The sequence below is a fragment of the Blastococcus sp. URHD0036 genome, from assembly GCF_000701365.1.
Lineage (GTDB): Bacteria > Actinomycetota > Actinomycetes > Mycobacteriales > Geodermatophilaceae > Trujillonella.
Window position 1 is genome coordinate 264216 of record NZ_JNIK01000011.1, and the last position, 18681, is coordinate 282896.

Sequence of the window (18681 nt, forward strand, 5' to 3'; positions counted from 1 at the left end):
GGCGCCGCCTCACGTCCGGGCCACCCGGGCCCACGGCGTCAGCAGCCGTTCCAGCCCCGCCAGCAGCAGGTCGGCGACGAGGGCGAGCAGCACGCAGCCGAGCGCACCGGTCACGATCTCCGCGCGGTACTCGTTGGCGGCCAGGCCACCGGTGATCAGCTGCCCCATGCCGCCGTGGCCGACCAGGACCCCCACGGTCACCAGCGCGACCGTCGACACCGTGGCGATCCGCAGCCCGGCCATGAACGCCGGCAGGGCCAGCGGCAGGTCGACCCGCAGGAACAGCTGGGCCGGGCTCAGGCCCATCCCGCGGGCGGCCTCGCGGACCTCGGGCGGCACCCCCTGCAGGCCGGCCAGGAAGTTGCGCACGAGGATGACCAGCGAATAGGCCGTCAGCCCGATGAGGACGGTGGTCGCCGAGAGCCCGGTCAGTGGCAGGACGAAGGCGAACAGGGCCAGCGACGGGATCGTGTAGACGACCGTCGAGAGCGCCAGCACCGGTCCGGCGAGCCACCGGCTGCGCCGCGCCAGCAGCGCCAGCGGCAGGGCGATGACCGCGCCGAGGAGCACGGCTGCCACCGTCAGGCGGACGTGTTCGCCGAGGTACCCCAGAATGGTGTCCCAGTTGCGGGACACGTACGACGGGTCGAACCAGGGGTTCGGCGCCTCCTCCACCGCGAGGACGTCGCCCGCTGCGCCCAGCTCCGGGCGCACGGACAGGAGGACCACACCGTGGACGTTACTGCCGCCGCCCCGCCGGCCGCAGCTCCCGTGCAGGTCGCGGCAGGGGGCGACGCCCCGGAGATCCGCCTCGAGGGGATCAGCAAGGTCTACGCCGACGGCACCGTCGGTGTCGCGGAGCTGGACCTCACCCTCGCCTCGGGCGAGCTCACCGTGCTCGTCGGCCCCTCCGGCTGCGGCAAGACGACGACCATGAAGATGATCAACCGGATCATCGAGCCGACGACGGGTCGCATCCTCCTGGACGGCGAGGACGTCACCCGCGTCGACGGCGACCGGCTGCGGCGGCGCATCGGCTACGTCATCCAGAACGTCGGGCTGTTCCCGCACCAGACCGTGCGCGCCAACGTGGCCACCGTCCCCAAGCTGCTGGGCTGGGACCGCCGCCGCACCCGCGCCCGCGTCGACGAGCTGCTGGCCACGGTGGGCCTGGACCCCGCCGTGCACGGCGACCGCTACCCCGCCCAGCTGTCCGGTGGGCAGCGGCAGCGGGCCGGCGTCGCCCGGGCGCTGGCCGCCGACCCGGGCGTCCTGCTGATGGACGAGCCGTTCTCCGCCGTCGACCCGGTGGTGCGCGAGCGCCTGCAGGACGAGTTCCTCCGGCTCCAGGCCTCGGTGCGCAAGACGATCGTCTTCGTCACGCACGACATCGAGGAGGCCGTCCGCCTGGGCGACCGCATCGCGGTGATGAGCGCGGGCGGGCACGTCGAGCAGTTCGCCCCGCCCGCGGAGCTCCTCGGGCGGCCGGCCAACGACTACGTGGCCGACTTCGTCGGCGCCGACCGCGGGCTGAAGCGTCTCGCCGTGACGCCCATCGACCCCGGGGACCTGGAGCGGGCGCCGGTGGTCGGGATCGACGCCTCGCCGGCCGATGCGGCCCGCGTGCTGGGGGGTGCCGCCGGCGCGGTGGTGCTGGACGCCGCCGGACGGCCGTGCGGCTGGCTGCCGGCCGACCGGGCCGGCGGGGCGGGCACCGTCGCCGGGGCGATGCGCGCGGTCGAGCCCGTGCCGGTGACGGCGACGCTGAAGACCGGGCTGTCGGTGCTGCTGCGCGTCGACGTCGACGCGGTGCCGGTCGTCGACGGCGATTCCTACCTCGGCGTCCTCACCGCGGGTGCCGCGCACACCACCCTGCGCCGGTCGGTCGAGCGCGGCTGATCCCGGCTAGGCCCGGACGCCGCCGGCGGGCCCGTCGTCCTCGGCCGGCGGTACGCGGCAGACGTGCTCGAGCCACAGGGCCGCGGCGGTCAGGGCGGCCGACGCCAGGACCCCGATGCCCGCGGTGACGGCGTCGCCGGACGCGGCGTCCAGCCGGTCCAGCGCGGGCACGACGTGCAGCAGCACGCCGGCCCAGACCCCGACGAAGGCGGCCCCGACGTAGGCGCTGGCCTGGGCCAGGACCGCGGCGCGGGCGACGAGCATCGGCTCCACCGGCCGCACGTCCCCGGGCCGGACGGGGGCGGCGGCCGCCGGCCGGCCACGACGGGCGTCGCGGCGCGCCTCCCGGAGCACGGCGAGCCGGGTCCGCAGGGTCCGCGCGGCCAGCGCCTCGGCGACGGCGAGCAGGGCCAGCGGCACCGGCAGCCACCAGCGCAGCGGCGGCAGGTCGCCGTAGGCCGACCGGACGACCAGCCAGGAGGCCACCGCCAGACCGACGGCGACGACGGCGAGGTCGCGGCGGCTGACCGGCGTCACGGCCGGCCCTCCCACCGCACCACGGCGCCGACCTCCTCCGGCGGCAGGGCGGCCAGCAGGTCGGCCACCGGGCCGTGTCCGGGCAGGACCGCGTCGGGGTCCACGGACGACCACGGCACGAGCACGAACGCCCGCTCGTGGGCCCGGGGGTGCGGCAGCGTGAGGGTGGGGTCGTCGGAGACCACCGGCTTGCCGTCCTCGTAAGTCACCAGGACGACGTCGACGTCGAGGGTGCGCGCGCCCCAGCGGACCTCGCGGGTGCGGCCGGCGGCCTGTTCCAGCTCGTGCGCGCGGGCCAGCCAGCCGGCAGCGTCCCGGGGGCCGTCGACGAGCGCGATCGCGTTGAGGTACGCGGGCTGCTCGACCGGTCCCCACGGCGGGGTCTCGTACAGCGCGGAGGCGGCCACCAGACCGTCGGCGGACAGCGCGTCGAGCGCCGCGGTCAGCGTGGCGGCGCGGTCGCCCAGGTTGGCGCCCAGCGACAGCACGGCGCGGGTCACGACCGGGCCCGCCGGATCGCCACGGTGACGTCGTCGAAGGGCACGCCCAGCTCCGCGTCGGGCTTGTGCACCGTGATCTCGACCGCGTCGACCAGGGGGTTGGCCAGGCAGGCGTCGGCCAGCCGCTGCGCGAGGGTCTCCAGGAGGTCGACCGGCTCGCCGGTGAGGATCGCGTGCAGCCCCTGCGAGAGCTCGGCGTAGTTCACCGTCTTCGCGAGGTCGTCGCCGGCGGCCGCGGGTGCGGTGTCCAGCTCCAGGACGACGTCGACGGCGAACCTCTGCCCCCGCTCGCGCTCCCAGTCGTACACGCCGTGGTGGGCGTGGGCGGTGATGCCTCGGACGGTGATGCGGTCAACCACGGGATCGGCTCTCCTGTCGGGCGCGCTGGACGGCGGCGAGGGTGACGACGGCGTCGACCGAGGCCGCGGCGTCGTGCACGCGGACCCCCCAGGCGCCCGCCTCCGCGGCCAGCACCGTCGTCGCCAGGGTGGCGGCGTCGCGCTGCTCGGCCGGGCGCACCTCGCCGTCGGGCCCGGCCAGCTCGCGGCCGAGGAAGGTCTTGCGGGAGGCGCCCACGAGCACGGGCAGGCCCAGCCCCACGATGCGGTCGAGGCCGGCCAGCACCCGCCAGTTGTGCTCGGCCCGCTTGGCGAACCCGAGCCCCGGGTCGAGCACCAGCTGGCCGGGGTCGACCCCGGCGGCGACGACGTCCTCCACCCGCGCGGTCAGCTCGGCGCAGACCTCGGTGACCACGTCGCCGTAGCGCGCCGCGGCGTACATCTCCCGGCTGTGGCCGCGCCAGTGCATCAGGACCCACGGCACGCCGGACTCGGCGACGAGGTCGGCCATGTTCTTGTCGGCCAGGCCGCCGCTCACGTCGTTGACCAGGGTCGCGCCCGCGTGGATCGCGGCCTCGGCGACCTCGGCGCGGGTGGTGTCGACGCTGACCCGCACCCCGGCGGCGGCCAGCTCGCGGACCACCGGCACCACCCGCCGGCACTCCTCGTCGGCGTCGACACGGTCGGCCCCGGGGCGGGTGGACTCCCCACCGACGTCGACGTAGTCGGCACCGGCCGCGTGCATGGCCAGGCCGTGGGCGATCGCCGACGGGGCGTCGGCGAAACACCCGCCGTCGGAGAAGGAGTCGGGCGTCACGTTGAGGACGCCCATCACCACGCAGCGCCCCGGCTGCGGCAGCTCGATGCGGTCGTTCACTTCCCCAGCACGAGGCTCATCGCCTCGGCGCGCGTGGCCGCGCTGTCGCGGAACATGCCCCGCACCGCGGAGGTGACCGTGGAGGAGCCGGGCTTGCGGATGCCGCGCATGCCCATGCACAGGTGCTCGGCCTCGACGATGACGATGACGCCGCGCGGCTTCAGGACGTCGTTGAGCGCGTCGGCGATCTGCCGGGTCATCCGCTCCTGCACCTGCGGGCGCCGGGCGTAGATGTCGACCAGCCGCGCGAGCTTCGACAGGCCGGTCACCCGGCCGTCCTCGCCGGGGATGTAGCCGACGTGCGCGACGCCGTGGAAGGGCACCAGGTGGTGCTCGCAGGTCGAGTACATCGGGATGTCCTTCACCAGGACCAGCTCGTCGTGGTCCTCGTCGAACACCGTGGCGAGGACCTCGGCCGGGTCCTGCCAGAGCCCGGCGAACGTCTCGGCGTAGGCGCGGGCCACCCGCCCGGGGGTGTTCTGCAGCCCGGGGCGGTCCGGGTCCTCCCCCACGGCGATGAGCAGCTCGCGGACGGCGGCCTCGGCCCGGGCGTGGTCGATCGTGCCGGGGACGGGGCGCACCTCGTCCTCGGCCTCCTCCGGGATCTCGCTCACGGCTGGGCTCCTCGCTGCGGCGCTGCTACGACCTGGGAACTGACCAGCTCACCGTTGCACGGGCGCGCCGACGTCGCCCACCGGGGTGGACCCGCCGGACACGTGTCCGTTGCCGTTGCTGCCGTTGGCGAGCCCGGCCCGCTCCGTGGGCGTCAGCACCGGCGGCTGGTCGGAGGGGGTGCGCTTGCCGAAGCCGTTGTACGGCGCGAGCGAGGGACGCTTGGTGACCGGCGCGCAGATGCGGGCCATGTCCTCCTTGGTCAGCGTCTCCTTCTCCATCAGCTCGAGGACGAGCTGGTCGAGGACCGCCCGGTACTCGACCAGGATCTCCCAGGCCTCGTCGTGCGCGGCCTCGATCAGCGCGCGCACCTCGGCGTCGATGTCGGCGGCGACGGCCTCGGAGTAGTCCGGCCGCGAGCCCATGTCCCGGCCGAGGAACGGCTCGGAGTCGGTGCTGCCGTACTTCACCGCGCCGAGCTTGGCGCTCATGCCGTACTGGGTGACCATCGCGCGGGCCATCGACGTGGCCTTCTCGATGTCGTTGCCGGCGCCGGTGGTCGGCTCGTGGAAGACCAGTTCCTCGGCCGCGCGCCCACCGAGGGCGTAGGCGAGGGTGTCGATCATCTCCGAGCGGGTCTGGGTGTACTTGTCCTCGGTCGGCAGCACGAGCGTGTGCCCGAGCGAGCGGCCGCGCGGCAGGATCGTCACCTTGTGCACCGGGTCCAGGTTGGGCAGTGCGTGCGCCACGAGAGCGTGCCCGCCCTCGTGGTAGGCGGTGACCTTCTTCTCCTTCTCGCTCATCGCCCGCGTCTTGCGCTCCGGGCCGGCGAGGACGCGGTCGATCGCCTCCTCGAGGGCGGCGTCGTTGATCACCGTGCCGCCGTGACGGGCGGTGAGCAGCGCGCCCTCGTTCAGGACGTTCGCGAGATCGGCACCGGTGAAGCCCGGCGTCCGGCGGGCGAGGGTCTCCAGGTCGACGTCCGGCGCGAGCGGCTTGCCCTTCGCGTGGACGGCGAGGATCGCCTTGCGGCCGAGCAGGTCGGGCCGGTCGACGGCGATCTGGCGGTCGAACCGGCCGGGGCGCAGCAGCGCCGGGTCGAGGATGTCCGGCCGGTTGGTGGCGGCGATCATGATGACGCCGCCCTTGACGTCGAAGCCGTCCATCTCGACCAGCATCTGGTTGAGGGTCTGCTCGCGCTCGTCGTGCCCGCCGCCCATGCCGGCGCCGCGGTGGCGGCCGACGGCGTCGATCTCGTCGACGAAGATGATCGCCGGCGCGTTCTGCTTGGCCTGCTCGAACAGGTCGCGGACCCGGCTGGCACCGACACCGACGAACATCTCGACGAAGTCCGAGCCGGAGATCGTGAAGAAGGGGACGCCGGCCTCGCCGGCGACCGCGCGGGCCAGCAGCGTCTTGCCGGTCCCGGGCGGGCCGAACAGCAGCACGCCCTTCGGGATCTTCGCGCCGACGGCCTGGAACTTCACCGGGTTGGCGAGGAAGTCCTTGATCTCCTGGAGCTCCTCGATCGCCTCGTCGGCGCCGGCGACGTCGGAGAACGTCGTCTTCGGGGTGTCCTTGGTGATCTGCTTGGCCTTGGACTTGCCGAAGGCCATGACCCCGCGGCCACCGCCCTGCATCGAGTTGAACAGCCAGAACAGCAGGAGCAGGAGGATGACGAACGGCAGGAAGCTGATGAGGACGCTGACGAGGACGTTCTCCTGCGTCACGTTGGTGTCGAAGTCGACGCCGTCGCCGTCGCCCGTGCCGTTCTCGCCGGAGACGAGCTGGAAGATGTCGTCGGAGGCGCCGGCCGGGTACGACGTCGTGATCTTGTCGCTGCCCTCGACCGGGTTCGTCAGCTCGAGGTCGAGCGTCTGTTCCTTGTCGTTGATCGTGACCTTCTCGACGTTGCCGTCGGAGATCTGTTCGAGGGCCGTGGCCGTGGAGACGCTCTTGTAGTCACCACCGCCGCTGAACAGCGTGGAGAAGCCCACCGCCAGCAGCACGACGAGGACGACCCAGAACCACACGGAGCGGAAGATCTTCTTGCGTTCCATACACCGATGCCGGGCGACCCGAGGGCCAGCCCGTCGACCCTCCTGATCGTCCCGGGGACGCCCCCTGCGCGGCGGGCGGGCACCCGTGCGCGTCGGTGCAGCGTCGTTGCGATCGACGGTACACCGGGCACCCTGGCCAAACCCTCCACGAGAACTGTGAACCACCCGGATGCGCAGCGATCATTCTGCGGTCCTCCGGACCGCACCGCGGCCAGGTGCCGTCCCCGACTGCTGCTGAGCCCCACCGCCGCACCCGGCGGGGACCCTCCGGGCCCGCCACCGGGCACGGCCACCCCTAACTGGAATAGACCTCGGGCTTGAGGGTGGCGATGTAGGGCAGGTCGCGGTAGCGCTCGGCGTAGTCCAGCCCGTAGCCGATGACGAACTCGTTCGGGATGTCGAAGCCGATGTACTTCACCGGCACCTCCACCTTGACCGCGTCGGGCTTGCGCAGCAGGGCGCAGACCTCGAGGGACGCCGGCGAGCGACCGCCCAGGTTCTTGAGCAGCCACGAGAGGGTCAGCCCGGAGTCGATGATGTCCTCGAGCACGAGGACGTGCTTGCCGGTGATGTCGCGGTCCAGGTCCTTGAGGATCCGGACGACACCCGAGGAGCTGGTGGCGCTGCCGTAGGACGAGACGGCCATGAACTCCATCTGCGTGGGCAGCTGGAGGGCCCGGGCGAAGTCGCTCATGAAGAGGACCGCGCCCTTGAGGACGCCGACCAGCAGCACCTCCTTGCCGGAGTAGTCGCGGGCGACCTGCACGGCGAGCTCGGCGATCTTCGCCTGGATCTGCTCCTCGCTGAGCAGGACGTGGTCGATGTCGGGCCCGTATCCGTGGTCGGGACCGAGTCCCCCGGTGGTGCTGTCGGGGTCCGTCACGCGGGTTGCTCCTCGGGGGGTGCGGTTCCTGGGTCGCCACCGCGGTGGACCGGCGGCAGCACGACCAGAGTGCCAGACGTCCGCACCACGCCCGCCCCGCCGGGTAGGTCCACCCGGCCCTGACCGCGCCAGTGCGTGACCAGTGTCTCCACCGCGTGCAGGTGGACGGCCTGCAGGTCGCCGATCCCCGCTGCGCGCAGCCAGCCGCGCAGCACCCGCCGGCGCAGCGCCGCGGGCAGCGGCTCCAGCGGACGCACGGGCAGGCTCCCGTCCCCGGCCTCGCCGGCCAGCCGGGCCAGCTCCGCCGCGGCCAGCCCGTCGAGGGCGTCCAGGTCCTCGCGCAGCAGCCCGGCGGTGCGCGCCAGCGCCGGCGCCACTCCGCCGCCGAGGACCTCCTCGAGCAGCGGGAGGACCGCGGTGCGCAGCCGGACGCGGGTGTACGCGGGGTCGGTGTTCCACGGGTCGTCCCAGACGGGCAGCCCCTGGTCGGCGCAGGCACGCCGGGTCGTCTCGCGGCGCACCCCCAGCAGCGGCCGCCACCAGAGCACGCCGTCGTCCTCCCGCTCGGCGACCATGCCGGCCAGCGAGCGGGGCCCGGACCCGCGCCCCAGGCCGAGCAGGACGGTCTCCGCCTGGTCGTCGAGGGTGTGCCCGAGGGCGACGCGGGCACCGAGCCCGCGGGCGACCTCGCTCATCACCGCGTACCGCGCGGTACGGGCGGCCGCCTCGGGCCCGCCGGCACCGCCCACCTCGGCGGACACCACCCGCACGGGGTCGAGGCCGAGGTCGCGCAGCAGCGCCGCCGTCCGCCCGGCCCGGTCGGCCGATCCCGGCTGCAGGCCGTGGTCGACGGTCACGCCGCCGACCCGCACACCGGCGGCCTGGGCCTCGAAGGCCAGGGCGGCGGCGAGGCCGACGGAGTCCGCTCCCCCGCTGCAGGCGGCGAGCACCGGCCGGTCCGAGGACCGCAGGCCGGACCGGACCGCGGACCGCAGGGTGGCGACCGCGCGGGGAGGCCCGCTCATGCCCGTCTCAGGCGGGGATGGCCGGGCGGCCGATCACGCGCTCGACCCAGCGCGCCGGCTCGGTCAGCTCCTCGATCCGCGGCAGCGCCTCGGGGCCCGACCAGACCCGGTTGAAGCCCTCCATGCCGACCAGGTCGACGACGCCGCCGACGAAGACCCGGCCGTCGGCGTACTGCTTCATCTTCTGCTCCAGCCCCAGGAGCCGGCGCAGCACGCGGTCGACGGGGCCGCGGCCCTTACGCCGCTGGGCGAACCGCTTGCGCAGCGTGCGCACCGAGGGCACGACGTCGGGGCCGACGCCGTCCATCACGTACTCGGCGTGCCCCTCGACGAGGCTCATCACGGCGGTCACGCGGTCGAGCACCGCCCGCTGCGCGGGGTCGCTGACCAGCGCCATCAGGCCCTGCGGCTCGTCGCCGTCACCGTCGCCGCCCCGGACGGCGTCGCCGAGGCTGCGGACGACGTCACGCAGCCGGTCCCGCAGCACGTCGGCGTCCAGGTCGGTCGCCTCGACGAACTCGGCGATCAGGGACTCGAGGTGGCCCTGCAGCCACGGGACGCCGGTGAACTGCAGTTGGTGGGTGACCTCGTGCAGGCAGACCCAGAGCCGGAAGTCGCTGGGGTCCACGCCCAGCCGGCGCTCCGCGTCGACGATGTTCGGGGCCACGAGCAGCAGCCGGCCGCCGGTGCCGAAGACCTCGTACTGGCCGAGCACGCGCGAGGAGAGGAAGGACAGCAGCGCGCCGGCCTGCACGCCCGTGGCGCGCGAGCCGATCGCGGTCGCGATGGCGCCGGGGCGGGAGCCCTGCTTCTCGGCGAGGGCGTCGACCAGGGGGTCCATCAGCGCCGACATGCCGGCCGTGTTGGCGTCGACCCAGCCGGGCCGGTCGACGACGGCGACCTCGGGCACCGGGCCGCCGGGGACCGGGCGCAGGCCGGTGAGCGCCTCGACGTGCGCGATCGCGGTGGCGGCCGCCTCGTGGAGTTCCCGGACGACGGCGGCGGCCTCCTCCCGCGTCGTCTGCGGACCCGCGCTGACCAGCCGGCGGGCGGTGCGTCCGGCGAGGTCCCAGTCGACCATCGAGGAGGCGCTGCTCATCGGCTCACCGTACGCGCGCCGACCGTCCGGGAGCCGTCACGAGCAGCCGCAGGCGGCCAGGGCCGACGCGGCGTCGTCGAGCGCCGCCTCGGCCGGCGCCTCGCCGCCGGAGACGCCGTCGGCGAGGAACGCGAAGGCCAGGAGCCGACCGTCCGCGGTGACGACGGTGCCGGCCAGCGCGTGCACGCCCAGCAGCGTCCCGGTCTTGCCGCGCACGGCGCCGGGCGCGGTCGCGGGGTCGTCGTCCCCGCGCTCGGCGAGGGTGCCGTCGTAGCCGGCGACCGCCAGCCCGGAGACGAGCGCCGAGAGGTCCGGCGCGGAGCCGTCGGCGGCGGCGGTCAGGAGCCCGGTGAGCAGCGCCGCGGGCACCCGGTCGACGGCCGACAGGCCGCTGCCGTCGGCGAGGGTCACCCCCTCGAGGTCGAAGCCGGCCTCGTCCAGCGCGGCGGGGACGGCCTCGGCCACGCCGTCGAAGGTGGCGGGCAGGTCGCGGGCCAGGGCCACGTGCCGGCCGAGGGCCTCGGCGAGCAGGTTGTCCGACTGCGCCAGCGTCTGCTCGACCAGGCGGGCGACCGGCGCCGAGCGGACGCTGCCGAGCTCCCGTGCCCCCTCGGGCGCGTCGCCCAGCCGGACGGTCGCCTCGGGGACGCCGAGGGCCTCGGCGAGGGCGCGCCCGGCGTCGGTGCCCGGGGCGCCGCTGCGCTGGGGGCTGCCGGGTGCGATCCGGGCGCCGTCCACCGCCGTGGCCGTGACGGGCGCGGCGTAGGTCGAGGGGGCGTCACCCGGCCCCCACCCGGGAGCCGTCAGCGGGCCGGTGAAGAGCCCGTTGTCGACGACGACGCTCGTCACGGGGATCCCCCCGAGGGTCTGCTGCACCTGGCCGGCGAGGTCGGCGACCGTGGGGGCGCCCGGATAGGTCAGCGAGGGGTCGGTCGTGGACAGCGTCGGATCGCCGCCACCGACGAGGACCACCTCGCCGGGGGCCGCGCCGGCCACGACGGTCGTGGTGAACGTCCGCTCCGGGCCGAGGGTGGTCAGTGCCGCCGCGGCGGTCAACAGCTTGGCGGTGGAGGCCGGGACCGCAGGGCGCTCGCCGTCCCGGTCCAGCAGGACGTCGCCGGTGGCGACGTCCACCACGACCGCCGCGGGGGCCGCACCGAGCGCGGAGCTGTCCAGCGCCGGCGCCAGCGCCGCGTCGAGCGCGGCCGGGTCGGGGGCCGGCGCGTCGGCGGACAGGGCCGCCAGGACCGGGGCGGCCTCCCCCACGTCGGGCAGCTGGGCACCCGCGACCCCGGTGTCGCCGGACTGCTCGGCCGCGTCGTCCCCGCCGGTCGAGCGCACCGCCCAGACGGCGGCGAGGGCGATCACCACGACCAGCGCCAGGAGGGCCAGGACCAGCCGCCGGCGGAAGCGCGAGTACTTCGGCGTGACGGTCGTCGAACCGCTCGACGCGATGGTGTCCACCCCCTGAGACCACCTCCGGCGCAGCAGCCGGGGCGTCGTGCGCCACACTACGACCCGTGCAGTTCGACGTGACGGTAGAGATCCCCAAGGGCCAGCGGAACAAGTACGAGCTGGACCACGCCACCGGCCGCATCCGCTTGGACCGGATGCTGTTCACCTCCACCCGCTATCCGGCGGACTACGGGTACATCGAGATGACCCTCGGTCAGGACGGCGACCCGCTCGACGCCCTGGTGCTCCTGGAGGAGCCGACCTTCCCCGGGTGCCTGATCACCTGCCGGGCGATCGGCATGTTCCGCATGACCGACGAGGCGGGCGGGGACGACAAGGTCCTCACCGTCCCGGCCACCGACCCGCGGATGTCGCACCTCAAGGACATCACCGACGTCTCGGAGTTCGACCGGCTGGAGATCCAGCACTTCTTCGAGACCTACAAGGACCTCGAGCCGGGCAAGTCGGTCGAGGGTGCCGAGTGGGTCGGGCGCGCCGAGGCCGAGGCCGAGATCGAGGCCTCCATCCGGCGTGCCGCCGAGGCCGGCCCCCACCACTGAGAAAGGACCACCCTTCCCCCCACGCCTCGCAAGCTCGGCGCGGGCCCCTGAAGGGTGGCCGAACCCCTGGCCCTCCTCAGAGCGGCCGCCGAGCGCACGACGGACATCGACGGCGGTGCACCCCCCGGGGTGCACCGCCGTCGGCGTGTCCGAGCCCCGAGGAGCCGGCTCAGCAGTTCGCCTGGCCCCACTCGTCGATCGCGCTGCCCGCGTCGACCAGCTCGGGCTGGAGGTCGAGCACCTGCTGGGTCAACGCCGGGTCCGGCGTGGGGTCGGTGGGGTCCACCGTGGCGAGCAGGTCGCGCATGTCGCGGATCGCGGTGACGAAGCGCTCCCACTCGTCGGTGACGTCGTCGGGAGGCTGCACCTGCTCCATCTGGCCGACCACGTCGGTCAGCGTCTGCACGGCCGAGGCCGGGTCGGTGGACACCTCGCCGAGCTGTGTGATGACGTCCTGCAGGAGGACCGGGACGTCGGTGCAGAACGTCTCGTGCCGGGCGTCGTCGGAGGGCACGCGGGCCTCACCGCCGGCCGTGGCGCTGCCGGTCACCTCCGAGGTGCAGCCGGTCAGCAGGGCGGTGGCGACCGTCCCCAGCATCAGCATGATCGCGCGTCGTCTCACGGCGGAACCGTAACGACCGCCAGCGGGCTCCCCCCGCACGTCCCCCGGGGACGACGACGCCGCGCCGGTGCACGGCCCCGGAGGACCGTGCACCGACGCGGCGGTCGGTTCTCGCCGCCCTCCTACGGGAGGGCGGTTCGACTCAGGCCGTCTGGGCCTTCTGACGGAGGTCGTACAGCTTCCGCCACTCGTGCTTGGAGCGGATCTCGGTGTCGACGTCCGGGCTCAGCGCACGCAGGGCGCCGACCGTGGCGTCCTCCTTGGCGATGTGCTTGAACGGGTCGAGGCCGAAGAACCGGGTGGTGTTCTCCCAGAGGATCTTGTGGACCTCGTCGTCCGGCACGCCGGACCCCTTCATCTCCGCGTTGACGAACTCGGGGGCGTTGGGCCAGATCGAGTCCGAGTGGGGGTAGTCGCACTCCCACGCGATGATGTCGACACCGATGTCGTGGCGGACCTTGAGCGCGGTCGGGTCGGTGACGTAGCAGGCCAGCGAGTGCTCCTTGAAGATCTCGCTGGGCAGCTTGCCCTTGAAGTCGTGCCCCAGCCAGCGCTGGTTGGTGTAGTGCCGGTCGCAGCGGTCCAGGTAGAACGGGATCCAGCCGATGCCGGCCTCGGACCAGGCGATCTTCAGGTCCGGGTACTTCGTCATCGCCCCGCCCCACAGCAGGTCCTGCGCGGCGAAGGTGGAGACCTGGGTGGCCAGGATGATGAAGTTGTCCAGGGGCGCCTCCGGGGCGCCGTTGATGGCGCCGAAGCCCTGGCCGATGTGCAGGCACACGACGACCTCCAGCTCCGACACCCGCTCGAAGAACGGCCCCCAGTACTCCAGGTCGTGGTAGCTCGGCAGGCCCTGCAGGTGCGGCAGCTCCGGCATCGTCACGGCCCGAACACCCTTGGCGGCGACCCGCTCCACCTCGGCGACCAGGGCCACCGGGTCCCAGACCGGCAGGATCGCGCACGGGATCATCCGGCCCGGGTACGCCGCGCACCACTCGTCGATGTGCCAGTCGTTGTAGGCCTTCAGCATGATCAGGGCGAGGTCCTTGTCCTTCGCCTCCTGGAAGTACCGCGCGCTGAAGCCGGCGAAGGACGGGAAGCACATCGACGCGAGGATCCCGTTGCGGTTCATGTCCGCGACGCGCTCGTGGATGTCATAGGCGCCCGGGCGCATCTCGGCGAAGGTCGCGGGGTTCAGGCCCCACTCCTCGTTCGGCCAGCCGACGACGGCGTTGAGGCCGACGGTCCCCATCGAGTTGCCCTGGAACCACCACTTCTCGTAGCCGTTCTCGTCCGGGATCGACTTCGGGGCCTCGTCCTTGTACTTCTCCGGGACGTGGTTCTTGAACATGTCGGGCGGCTCGACGACGTGGTCGTCGATACTGATCATGATCATGTCTTCGACGTTCATGCCCGTACCTCTCTCATCTGCGACATCTGGGGGGATCGGTGTGCTGGCCGGTGCGCGGTGGGGGTCACCAGGAGCTGACCTCCGGGATGACCTTCGAGCCGAGGACCTCCAGCTGGGCCTCGGAGCCGAGATCGGGCACCCACCCGTAGACGGTGGTGAAACCGAGCTCGTGCAGGCGGCGCAGGTCGGCCAGGACGCCGTCCACACCCTTGGGGCCCTCGACGTCGAAGGTCCACAGCGCCGTCTTCTCGATCTCGTCGGGGTCGCGGCCGACCTCGTCGCACCGCTCCCGCAGGCGGGCGATCTTCTGCCCGGCCTCGTCGCCGCCCCAGACGTTCATCGCGTCGGCGTACTGGGCGACGAGCTTCAGCGTGCGCAGCTCCCCACCACCACCGATGAGGATCCGCGGGCGGGGCTGGGACACGGGGCGGGGCTCGTTGAGCGTCTGGCCCAGCTGGTAGTGCTCGCTGACGACCGGGTCGTCGGTGTCGCTCCACATCTGCAGGCAGATGCGGATCGTCTCCTCCAGCCGCTGGTACCGACCGTCGTGGTGGTCGTACGGCAGGCCGAGGCCCGTGGCCTCCTGCTCGTTCCAGCCCTGCCCGATCGACAGCCACGCGCGGCCGCCGGAGAGCACGTCGAGCGTGGTGATCATCTTCGCCAGCAGGCCGGGGGCGCGGTAGGTCGCGGCGGTCACCAGCGGCTGCAGCTCGATCCTCGAGGTGGAGCCGGCCAGGAAGGCGAGTGTCGTGTACGCCTCCAGCATCGGCTCGTTCTCCTCGCCGATGAGGCTGATCTGCCAGAGGTGGTCGGTGACGCTCAGCCGGGCGAAGCCGGTCTCCTCCGCGGAGCGGGCGATGCGTGCGAGGGCCGGCCCCATCTCGCCCGGCTCACCCAGATGCGAGTAGTCGTTCAGGTGGAGACCGAGTCTCATGCAGCGCTCCTCGGCATCCGGCGGAACTCGCGGATGCTTCGACGAATAGACATCGATCGCATCATCGCTGGTGGACGGTGGCTTGGCAATCGTACGCCTTGCGATACCGGACTGTGACCCAGGTCATCGCCGTCCCGCCACGGTCCCACACAGGGGCACATGGCCCCGGAGACGACTCAGCGCCCCGGCCCAGGAGGGCTGAGGCGCTGGGAAGAGGAGAGCCGCCTGTCGGAATCGAACCGACGACCTTCTCATTACGAGTGAGATGCTCTACCGACTGAGCTAAGGCGGCGGACGTGCGCGACCAGCCTACGACACCGCCGGCGCGCGTCCGCGCACCGGTCAGGCGCGGTCGGCGGGGAGTCGCAGGGCCACCGTGAGGGCCTCGACGGCGATCTGCGGCTTCACGTTCTGCTCCAGCGCCGTCCGGCACGCCAGCACCGCGTCGATCCGCCGCAGCGCACCCTCGGCGCCGATCCGCGCGGCCAGCTCCTGCGCGTCGGCCCGGCGGTCGGGGTGGGCCAGGGGCGGCACCTGCCCCTCGGCCTCCCGGACCGCGGCGAGCACCAGCGCGTCGCGGTACAGCGCGGCGAGGTCGACCAGCGCCCGGTCCAGCGAGTCCCGGCCCAGACGGGTGGCCCGGGACTTCTGCCGCTTCTCCAGCTCCTTCAGCTGGCCGGCGCCACGGCTGGCCGCGGCGACCCCCGGGCCGCGGGCACCCACCCCCAGGCTGTTCTTGACCGCCTCCGTCTCCGCTCCGTCGAGCGCGGCGGTGGCCTGGTCGGACTCCTCCTTGGCCGCGGCGACCAGGTCGTCGGCGGCGTTGAAGCAGGCGGCCAGCGAGACCAGCGAGAGCGGCACGTCGAGCACCGCCTTGCGGGAGAGCCGGGCGCCCTCGTCGCGAGCCAGGTGACGGGCCCGGCCGACGTGCCCGCCGGACGCCGCGGCCGCCCAGGCCGCCATCGCCGGGTCGATGCCGTCGCGGCGGGCCAGCACGTCGGCGATCGCGTCGACGGGCGGGGTGCGCAGGGCCACCACGCGGCACCGGGAGCGGATCGTCACCATGATGTCGTCGGGGTGCAGGCTCGGCGTGCAGAGCATCACGACCGTCCGCGGCGGCGGTTCCTCGAGCATCTTCAGGACGGCGTTGGCGGCGTGCTCGGTCATCCGGTCGGCGTCCTCCACCACGATGACCTGCCAGCGACCCTGCGAGGGCGCGCGACCGGCGACCCGCACCAGCTCGCGGGCCTCCTTGGCCGCGATCGACAGCCCATCGGGCACGATCACCGCGACGTCGGCGTGCGTGCCGGCCAGCACCGTGCGGCAGGCGTGGCAGGTGCCGTCGCCGCCGTCGGGGCACTGCAGGGCCGCAGCGAACGCGCGGGCGGCCACGGACCGCCCCGACCCCGGCGGACCGGTGAACAGCCAGGCGTGGGTCATCGCCGTCGGGTCCTCGATCGCACCGCGCAGGACCTCGATGACGTCGTCCTGACCGACGAGGCCGGCCCAGACGCCCTCGTGCACCCCGACGCTCACCGCGACGCCGCCGGGTCGAGCAGCGCGGCCACGCCGTCACGGACGTCCGCCGCGAGGTCCTCCGGTCGCCGGGTGGCGTCGAGCACCAGGTACCGGTGCGGCTCGGCCGCGGCGAGTTCCAGGAAGGTCCGGCGGACCCGCTCGTGGAACTCCAGGGACTGCGCCTCCATGCGGTCGGCGGCCGCCCGGCCCCGGGCGCGGGCCAGCCCCGTCTCCGGTGGCAGGTCCAGAAGCACGGTCAGGTCCGGGACCAGCCCCTCGGTGGCCCAGCGGGACAGTCGGGCCACCTCCTCGCGCGCCATCTCCCGGCCCGCGCCCTGGTAGGCGAGCGAGCTGTCGACGAAGCGGTCGGTCACGACGACCTCGCCCGCGGCCAGGGCGGGCAGCAGGACGGCGGTGGTGTGCTGCGCCCGGTCGGCGGCGTAGAGCAGCGCCTCCGCCCGCGAGCTCAGGGCGAGGTCGGCGCGGTCGAGCAGCAGCTGGCGGATCACCGCGCCGGCCGGGGTGTCGCCGGGCTCGAACGTCGCCCGCACCCGGTGGCCCGCCGCGGTCAGCCAGTCCGACAGCAGGCGCACCTGCGTGGACTTGCCCGCGCCCTCGCCGCCCTCGAAGGCGAGGAACAGACCGGTGCGGTCGGCGGTGCGGATGGCGGTCTCCCGGGGGACGTGGCGGAGGCGGGCGCGACCGTGCGGGCCGGTCGCGCGGGCGCCACGCTACCGGCCGGGGGTGACGGTCCCGGTCCACTCGTAGGGTCGGCGGCGTGACCGGTCCCGACGCCCGTCCCGCCGCCTGGGACCCGGCGCAGTACCTGCGCTTCGGCGGCGAGCGGGCCCGGCCGTTCGCCGATCTGCTGGCCCGCGTCGGCGCCGTCGACCCGCGGGTGGTCGTCGACCTCGGCTGCGGCGAGGGGACGCTGACCGCCGGTCTGGCGGTCCGCTGGCCGCACGCCCGGGTGACCGGCGTGGACTCCTCGGCCGAGATGCTGGCCGCCGCCGCGGCACACGCCGTGCCCGACCGGATCTCGTTCGTCGCCGGCGACGTCCGGGACTGGCGGCCGGAGCACCCCGTCGACGTCCTGGTCTCCAACGCCGTCCTGCACTGGGTGCCCGGGCACGAGCAGCTGCTCGACCGCTGGGCCGGGACGCTGGCACCGGGCGGCTGGCTGGGCCTTCAGGTGCCCGGCAACCACGGGGCGCCGACCCACCGGCTGCTCGCCGAGCTGTGCACCTCGGCCCGCTGGGCCGACCGGCTGGCCGCCGCCGCTCCCCCGCCGCGCCCGGTGCTCGACCCCGCCGGGTACCTGGCGGTGCTCGAGGCGGCGGGGCTCCGGGCCGACGCCTGGGAGACCACCTACCTGCACGTGCTCTCCGGTCCGGACCCGGTCCTGGGCTGGGTGCGCAGCACCGTCCTGCGCCCGGTGCTGGCGCTGCTGGCGGACGCCGAGGCCGCCGAGCTGACCGGCGAGTACGCCGCGGCCCTCCGAGCGGCCTACCCGCCGCGCCCGGACGGGACGACGCTGCTGCCGTTCCGCCGCGTCTTCGCCGTCGGCCGGCGCGAGGGGTGAGTCAGACCGGCTGGAGCCGGTAGGCGTCGGTCCGGTACGGCAGGTCGAGAACGGTGCGGCCCCGGGTGTCGGGGTGCTCGGCCAGCAGCGCGCGCAGCCGGCCCAGGAAGACCTCGCGCGCCGCGTCGTCCATGGTGGCGACGTAGCTGCGGGTGCCGATGCCGGCGACCACATGCTCAGCGGTGATCCGCTGCAGAACCGACGACCGGGTGTGCGTGAGCGTCGCGGGCAGGGTCCGGGCGAACGCGTCGACGACTCCCTGGTCGGCCTCGTGCCCGCGGGCCTCGGCGGAGAGCGCCTCCCCGAGGGCGCGGACCCAGGGCACCCGTTCGTCGCGGGTGTTCCAGACGAACCCGATCGCGCCGCCGGGGCGCAGGACCCGCCGCAGCTCCGGCGCCGACCGCTCCGGGTCGAACCAGTGCGCGGCCTGGCCGGCGACGACCGCGTCGACGTCGGCGTCGGGCAGCGGGATCTGCTCGGCACCGCCCGTCGCGGTCCACACCTGCGGCAGCCGGGACCGCAGCTGCCCGAGCATCTCCGCCGACGGGTCGACCGCGACCACCTCGTGCCCGGCGGCGACCAGCGCCTCGGTGAGCAGCCCGGTGCCCGCACCGAGGTCCAGCACCCGCAGCGGCCGGTCGCCGACGAGGGAGGTCACGGCATCGGCCGGATAGCCCGGCCGCAGCGCGGCGTAGTCGGCCGCGACCGACCCGAACGACGTCCGCCGCGCCTGCCAGGCGGCCGGGTCCAGCGAGTCGGTCACGGTCGA

The 18681-nt window shown here is 74.2% G+C and carries 20 protein-coding genes and 1 tRNA gene; 3 read left to right on the plus strand and 18 right to left on the minus strand.

Going from position 1 to position 18681, the window contains the following annotated elements; genetic code table 11:
* Positions 1-9: 9 nt before the first annotated feature.
* Positions 10-729, minus strand: coding sequence for an ABC transporter permease (locus N555_RS0108270; RefSeq protein ID WP_231502652.1), 720 nt, complete (start codon positions 727-729; stop codon positions 10-12).
* A gap of 3 nt (positions 730-732) precedes the next feature.
* Here N555_RS0108270 and N555_RS0108275 point away from each other — a divergent pair, with 3 nt between their 5' ends.
* Positions 733-1899, plus strand: a complete 1167-nt coding sequence (locus N555_RS0108275; protein ID WP_081866069.1) for an ABC transporter ATP-binding protein — start codon at positions 733-735, stop codon at positions 1897-1899.
* Positions 1900-1905: 6 nt separating this feature from the next.
* Here the strand turns inward: N555_RS0108275 and N555_RS0108280 are convergent, their stop codons facing one another.
* The 10 genes from N555_RS0108280 to dacB all read right to left on the minus strand — a co-directional run bounded on the left by N555_RS0108280 (position 1906) and on the right by dacB (position 11294).
* The gene (locus tag N555_RS0108280; protein WP_029431026.1) at positions 1906-2436 is read right to left on the minus strand and encodes a DUF3180 domain-containing protein; all 531 of its coding nucleotides are present in this window, start codon (positions 2434-2436) and stop codon (positions 1906-1908) included.
* Positions 2433-2936 carry a 2-amino-4-hydroxy-6-hydroxymethyldihydropteridine diphosphokinase gene (gene folK, locus N555_RS0108285; RefSeq protein WP_029431027.1) on the minus strand — a complete coding sequence of 168 codons (504 nt, stop codon included), beginning with the start codon at positions 2934-2936 and terminating at the stop codon, positions 2433-2435. Before folK ends, N555_RS0108280 begins: the two co-directional genes overlap by 4 nt.
* Positions 2933-3295, minus strand: coding sequence for a dihydroneopterin aldolase (gene folB, locus N555_RS0108290; RefSeq protein ID WP_029431028.1), 363 nt, complete (start codon positions 3293-3295; stop codon positions 2933-2935). Before folB ends, folK begins: the two co-directional genes overlap by 4 nt.
* On the minus strand, positions 3288-4151 hold the full coding sequence (gene folP / locus N555_RS0108295) for a dihydropteroate synthase (protein WP_029431029.1): 864 nt from the start codon (positions 4149-4151) through the stop codon (positions 3288-3290). The genes folB and folP overlap by 8 nt, the downstream gene beginning before the upstream one ends.
* Entirely contained in the window at positions 4148-4756 is a 609-nt protein-coding gene (gene folE, locus N555_RS0108300) for a GTP cyclohydrolase I FolE (RefSeq protein ID WP_369794018.1), read from the minus strand. Before folE ends, folP begins: the two co-directional genes overlap by 4 nt.
* Before the next feature lie 57 nt (positions 4757-4813).
* On the minus strand, positions 4814-6823 hold the full coding sequence (gene ftsH / locus N555_RS0108305; RefSeq protein ID WP_029431031.1) for an ATP-dependent zinc metalloprotease FtsH: 2010 nt from the start codon (positions 6821-6823) through the stop codon (positions 4814-4816).
* Positions 6824-7118: 295 nt separating this feature from the next.
* Positions 7119-7706, minus strand: coding sequence for a hypoxanthine phosphoribosyltransferase (gene hpt, locus N555_RS0108310; RefSeq protein WP_051683845.1), 588 nt, complete (start codon positions 7704-7706; stop codon positions 7119-7121).
* A complete protein-coding gene (tilS, locus tag N555_RS0108315) occupies positions 7703-8731 on the minus strand; it encodes a tRNA lysidine(34) synthetase TilS (protein WP_029431033.1) in 1029 nt (342 codons plus the stop codon). The genes hpt and tilS overlap by 4 nt, the downstream gene beginning before the upstream one ends.
* A 7-nt stretch (positions 8732-8738) precedes the next feature.
* A complete protein-coding gene (locus N555_RS0108320) occupies positions 8739-9830 on the minus strand; it encodes a zinc-dependent metalloprotease (RefSeq protein WP_081866070.1) in 1092 nt (363 codons plus the stop codon).
* Between the two features lie 36 nt (positions 9831-9866).
* Entirely contained in the window at positions 9867-11294 is a 1428-nt protein-coding gene (gene dacB, locus N555_RS0108325; RefSeq protein WP_051683846.1) for a D-alanyl-D-alanine carboxypeptidase/D-alanyl-D-alanine endopeptidase, read from the minus strand.
* A 56-nt stretch (positions 11295-11350) separates the two neighbouring features.
* Here dacB and N555_RS0108330 point away from each other — a divergent pair, with 56 nt between their 5' ends.
* Positions 11351-11845, plus strand: coding sequence for an inorganic diphosphatase (locus N555_RS0108330; protein WP_029431036.1), 495 nt, complete (start codon positions 11351-11353; stop codon positions 11843-11845).
* A gap of 169 nt (positions 11846-12014) precedes the next feature.
* Here the strand turns inward: N555_RS0108330 and N555_RS0108335 are convergent, their stop codons facing one another.
* The 6 genes from N555_RS0108335 to tmk form a co-directional block, all read right to left on the minus strand.
* A complete protein-coding gene (locus N555_RS0108335) occupies positions 12015-12467 on the minus strand; it encodes a hypothetical protein (protein ID WP_156036258.1) in 453 nt (150 codons plus the stop codon).
* Positions 12468-12609: 142 nt separating this feature from the next.
* The gene (locus N555_RS0108340; protein WP_029431038.1) at positions 12610-13878 is read right to left on the minus strand and encodes an amidohydrolase family protein; all 1269 of its coding nucleotides are present in this window, start codon (positions 13876-13878) and stop codon (positions 12610-12612) included.
* 64 nt (positions 13879-13942) lie between these two features.
* Positions 13943-14812, minus strand: coding sequence for an LLM class F420-dependent oxidoreductase (locus N555_RS0108345; RefSeq protein WP_029431039.1), 870 nt, complete (start codon positions 14810-14812; stop codon positions 13943-13945).
* Positions 14813-15031: 219 nt separating this feature from the next.
* Positions 15032-15104, minus strand: a tRNA-Thr gene (locus tag N555_RS0108350).
* Positions 15105-15154: 50 nt separating this feature from the next.
* Positions 15155-16348, minus strand: coding sequence for a DNA polymerase III subunit delta' (locus tag N555_RS0108355; RefSeq protein ID WP_029431040.1), 1194 nt, complete (start codon positions 16346-16348; stop codon positions 15155-15157).
* Complete coding sequence (tmk, locus tag N555_RS0108360; RefSeq protein WP_029431041.1) at positions 16345-16995, minus strand: dTMP kinase; 651 nt, start codon at positions 16993-16995, stop codon at positions 16345-16347. Before tmk ends, N555_RS0108355 begins: the two co-directional genes overlap by 4 nt.
* A 113-nt stretch (positions 16996-17108) precedes the next feature.
* Here tmk and N555_RS0108365 point away from each other — a divergent pair, with 113 nt between their 5' ends.
* A complete protein-coding gene (locus N555_RS0108365; RefSeq protein ID WP_029431042.1) occupies positions 17109-17912 on the plus strand; it encodes a trans-aconitate 2-methyltransferase in 804 nt (267 codons plus the stop codon).
* A 1-nt stretch (position 17913) separates the two neighbouring features.
* On the opposite strand, the gene N555_RS0108370 is transcribed toward N555_RS0108365, so the two are convergent.
* The gene (locus tag N555_RS0108370) at positions 17914-18675 is read right to left on the minus strand and encodes a class I SAM-dependent methyltransferase (RefSeq protein WP_231502654.1); all 762 of its coding nucleotides are present in this window, start codon (positions 18673-18675) and stop codon (positions 17914-17916) included.
* Positions 18676-18681 lie beyond the last annotated feature (6 nt).

Coding starts and splice junctions, on each gene's coding strand:
- ftsH (WP_029431031.1), bottom strand. CDS start 6,823: ATGGAACGCAAGAAGATCTTCCGCTCCGTGTGGTTCTGGGTCGTCCTC.
- N555_RS0108320 (WP_081866070.1), bottom strand. CDS start 9,830: ATGAGCAGCGCCTCCTCGATGGTCGACTGGGACCTCGCCGGACGCACC.
- N555_RS0108345 (WP_029431039.1), bottom strand. CDS start 14,812: ATGAGACTCGGTCTCCACCTGAACGACTACTCGCATCTGGGTGAGCCG.
- tilS (WP_029431033.1), bottom strand. CDS start 8,731: ATGAGCGGGCCTCCCCGCGCGGTCGCCACCCTGCGGTCCGCGGTCCGG.
- N555_RS0108340 (WP_029431038.1), bottom strand. CDS start 13,878: ATGAACGTCGAAGACATGATCATGATCAGTATCGACGACCACGTCGTC.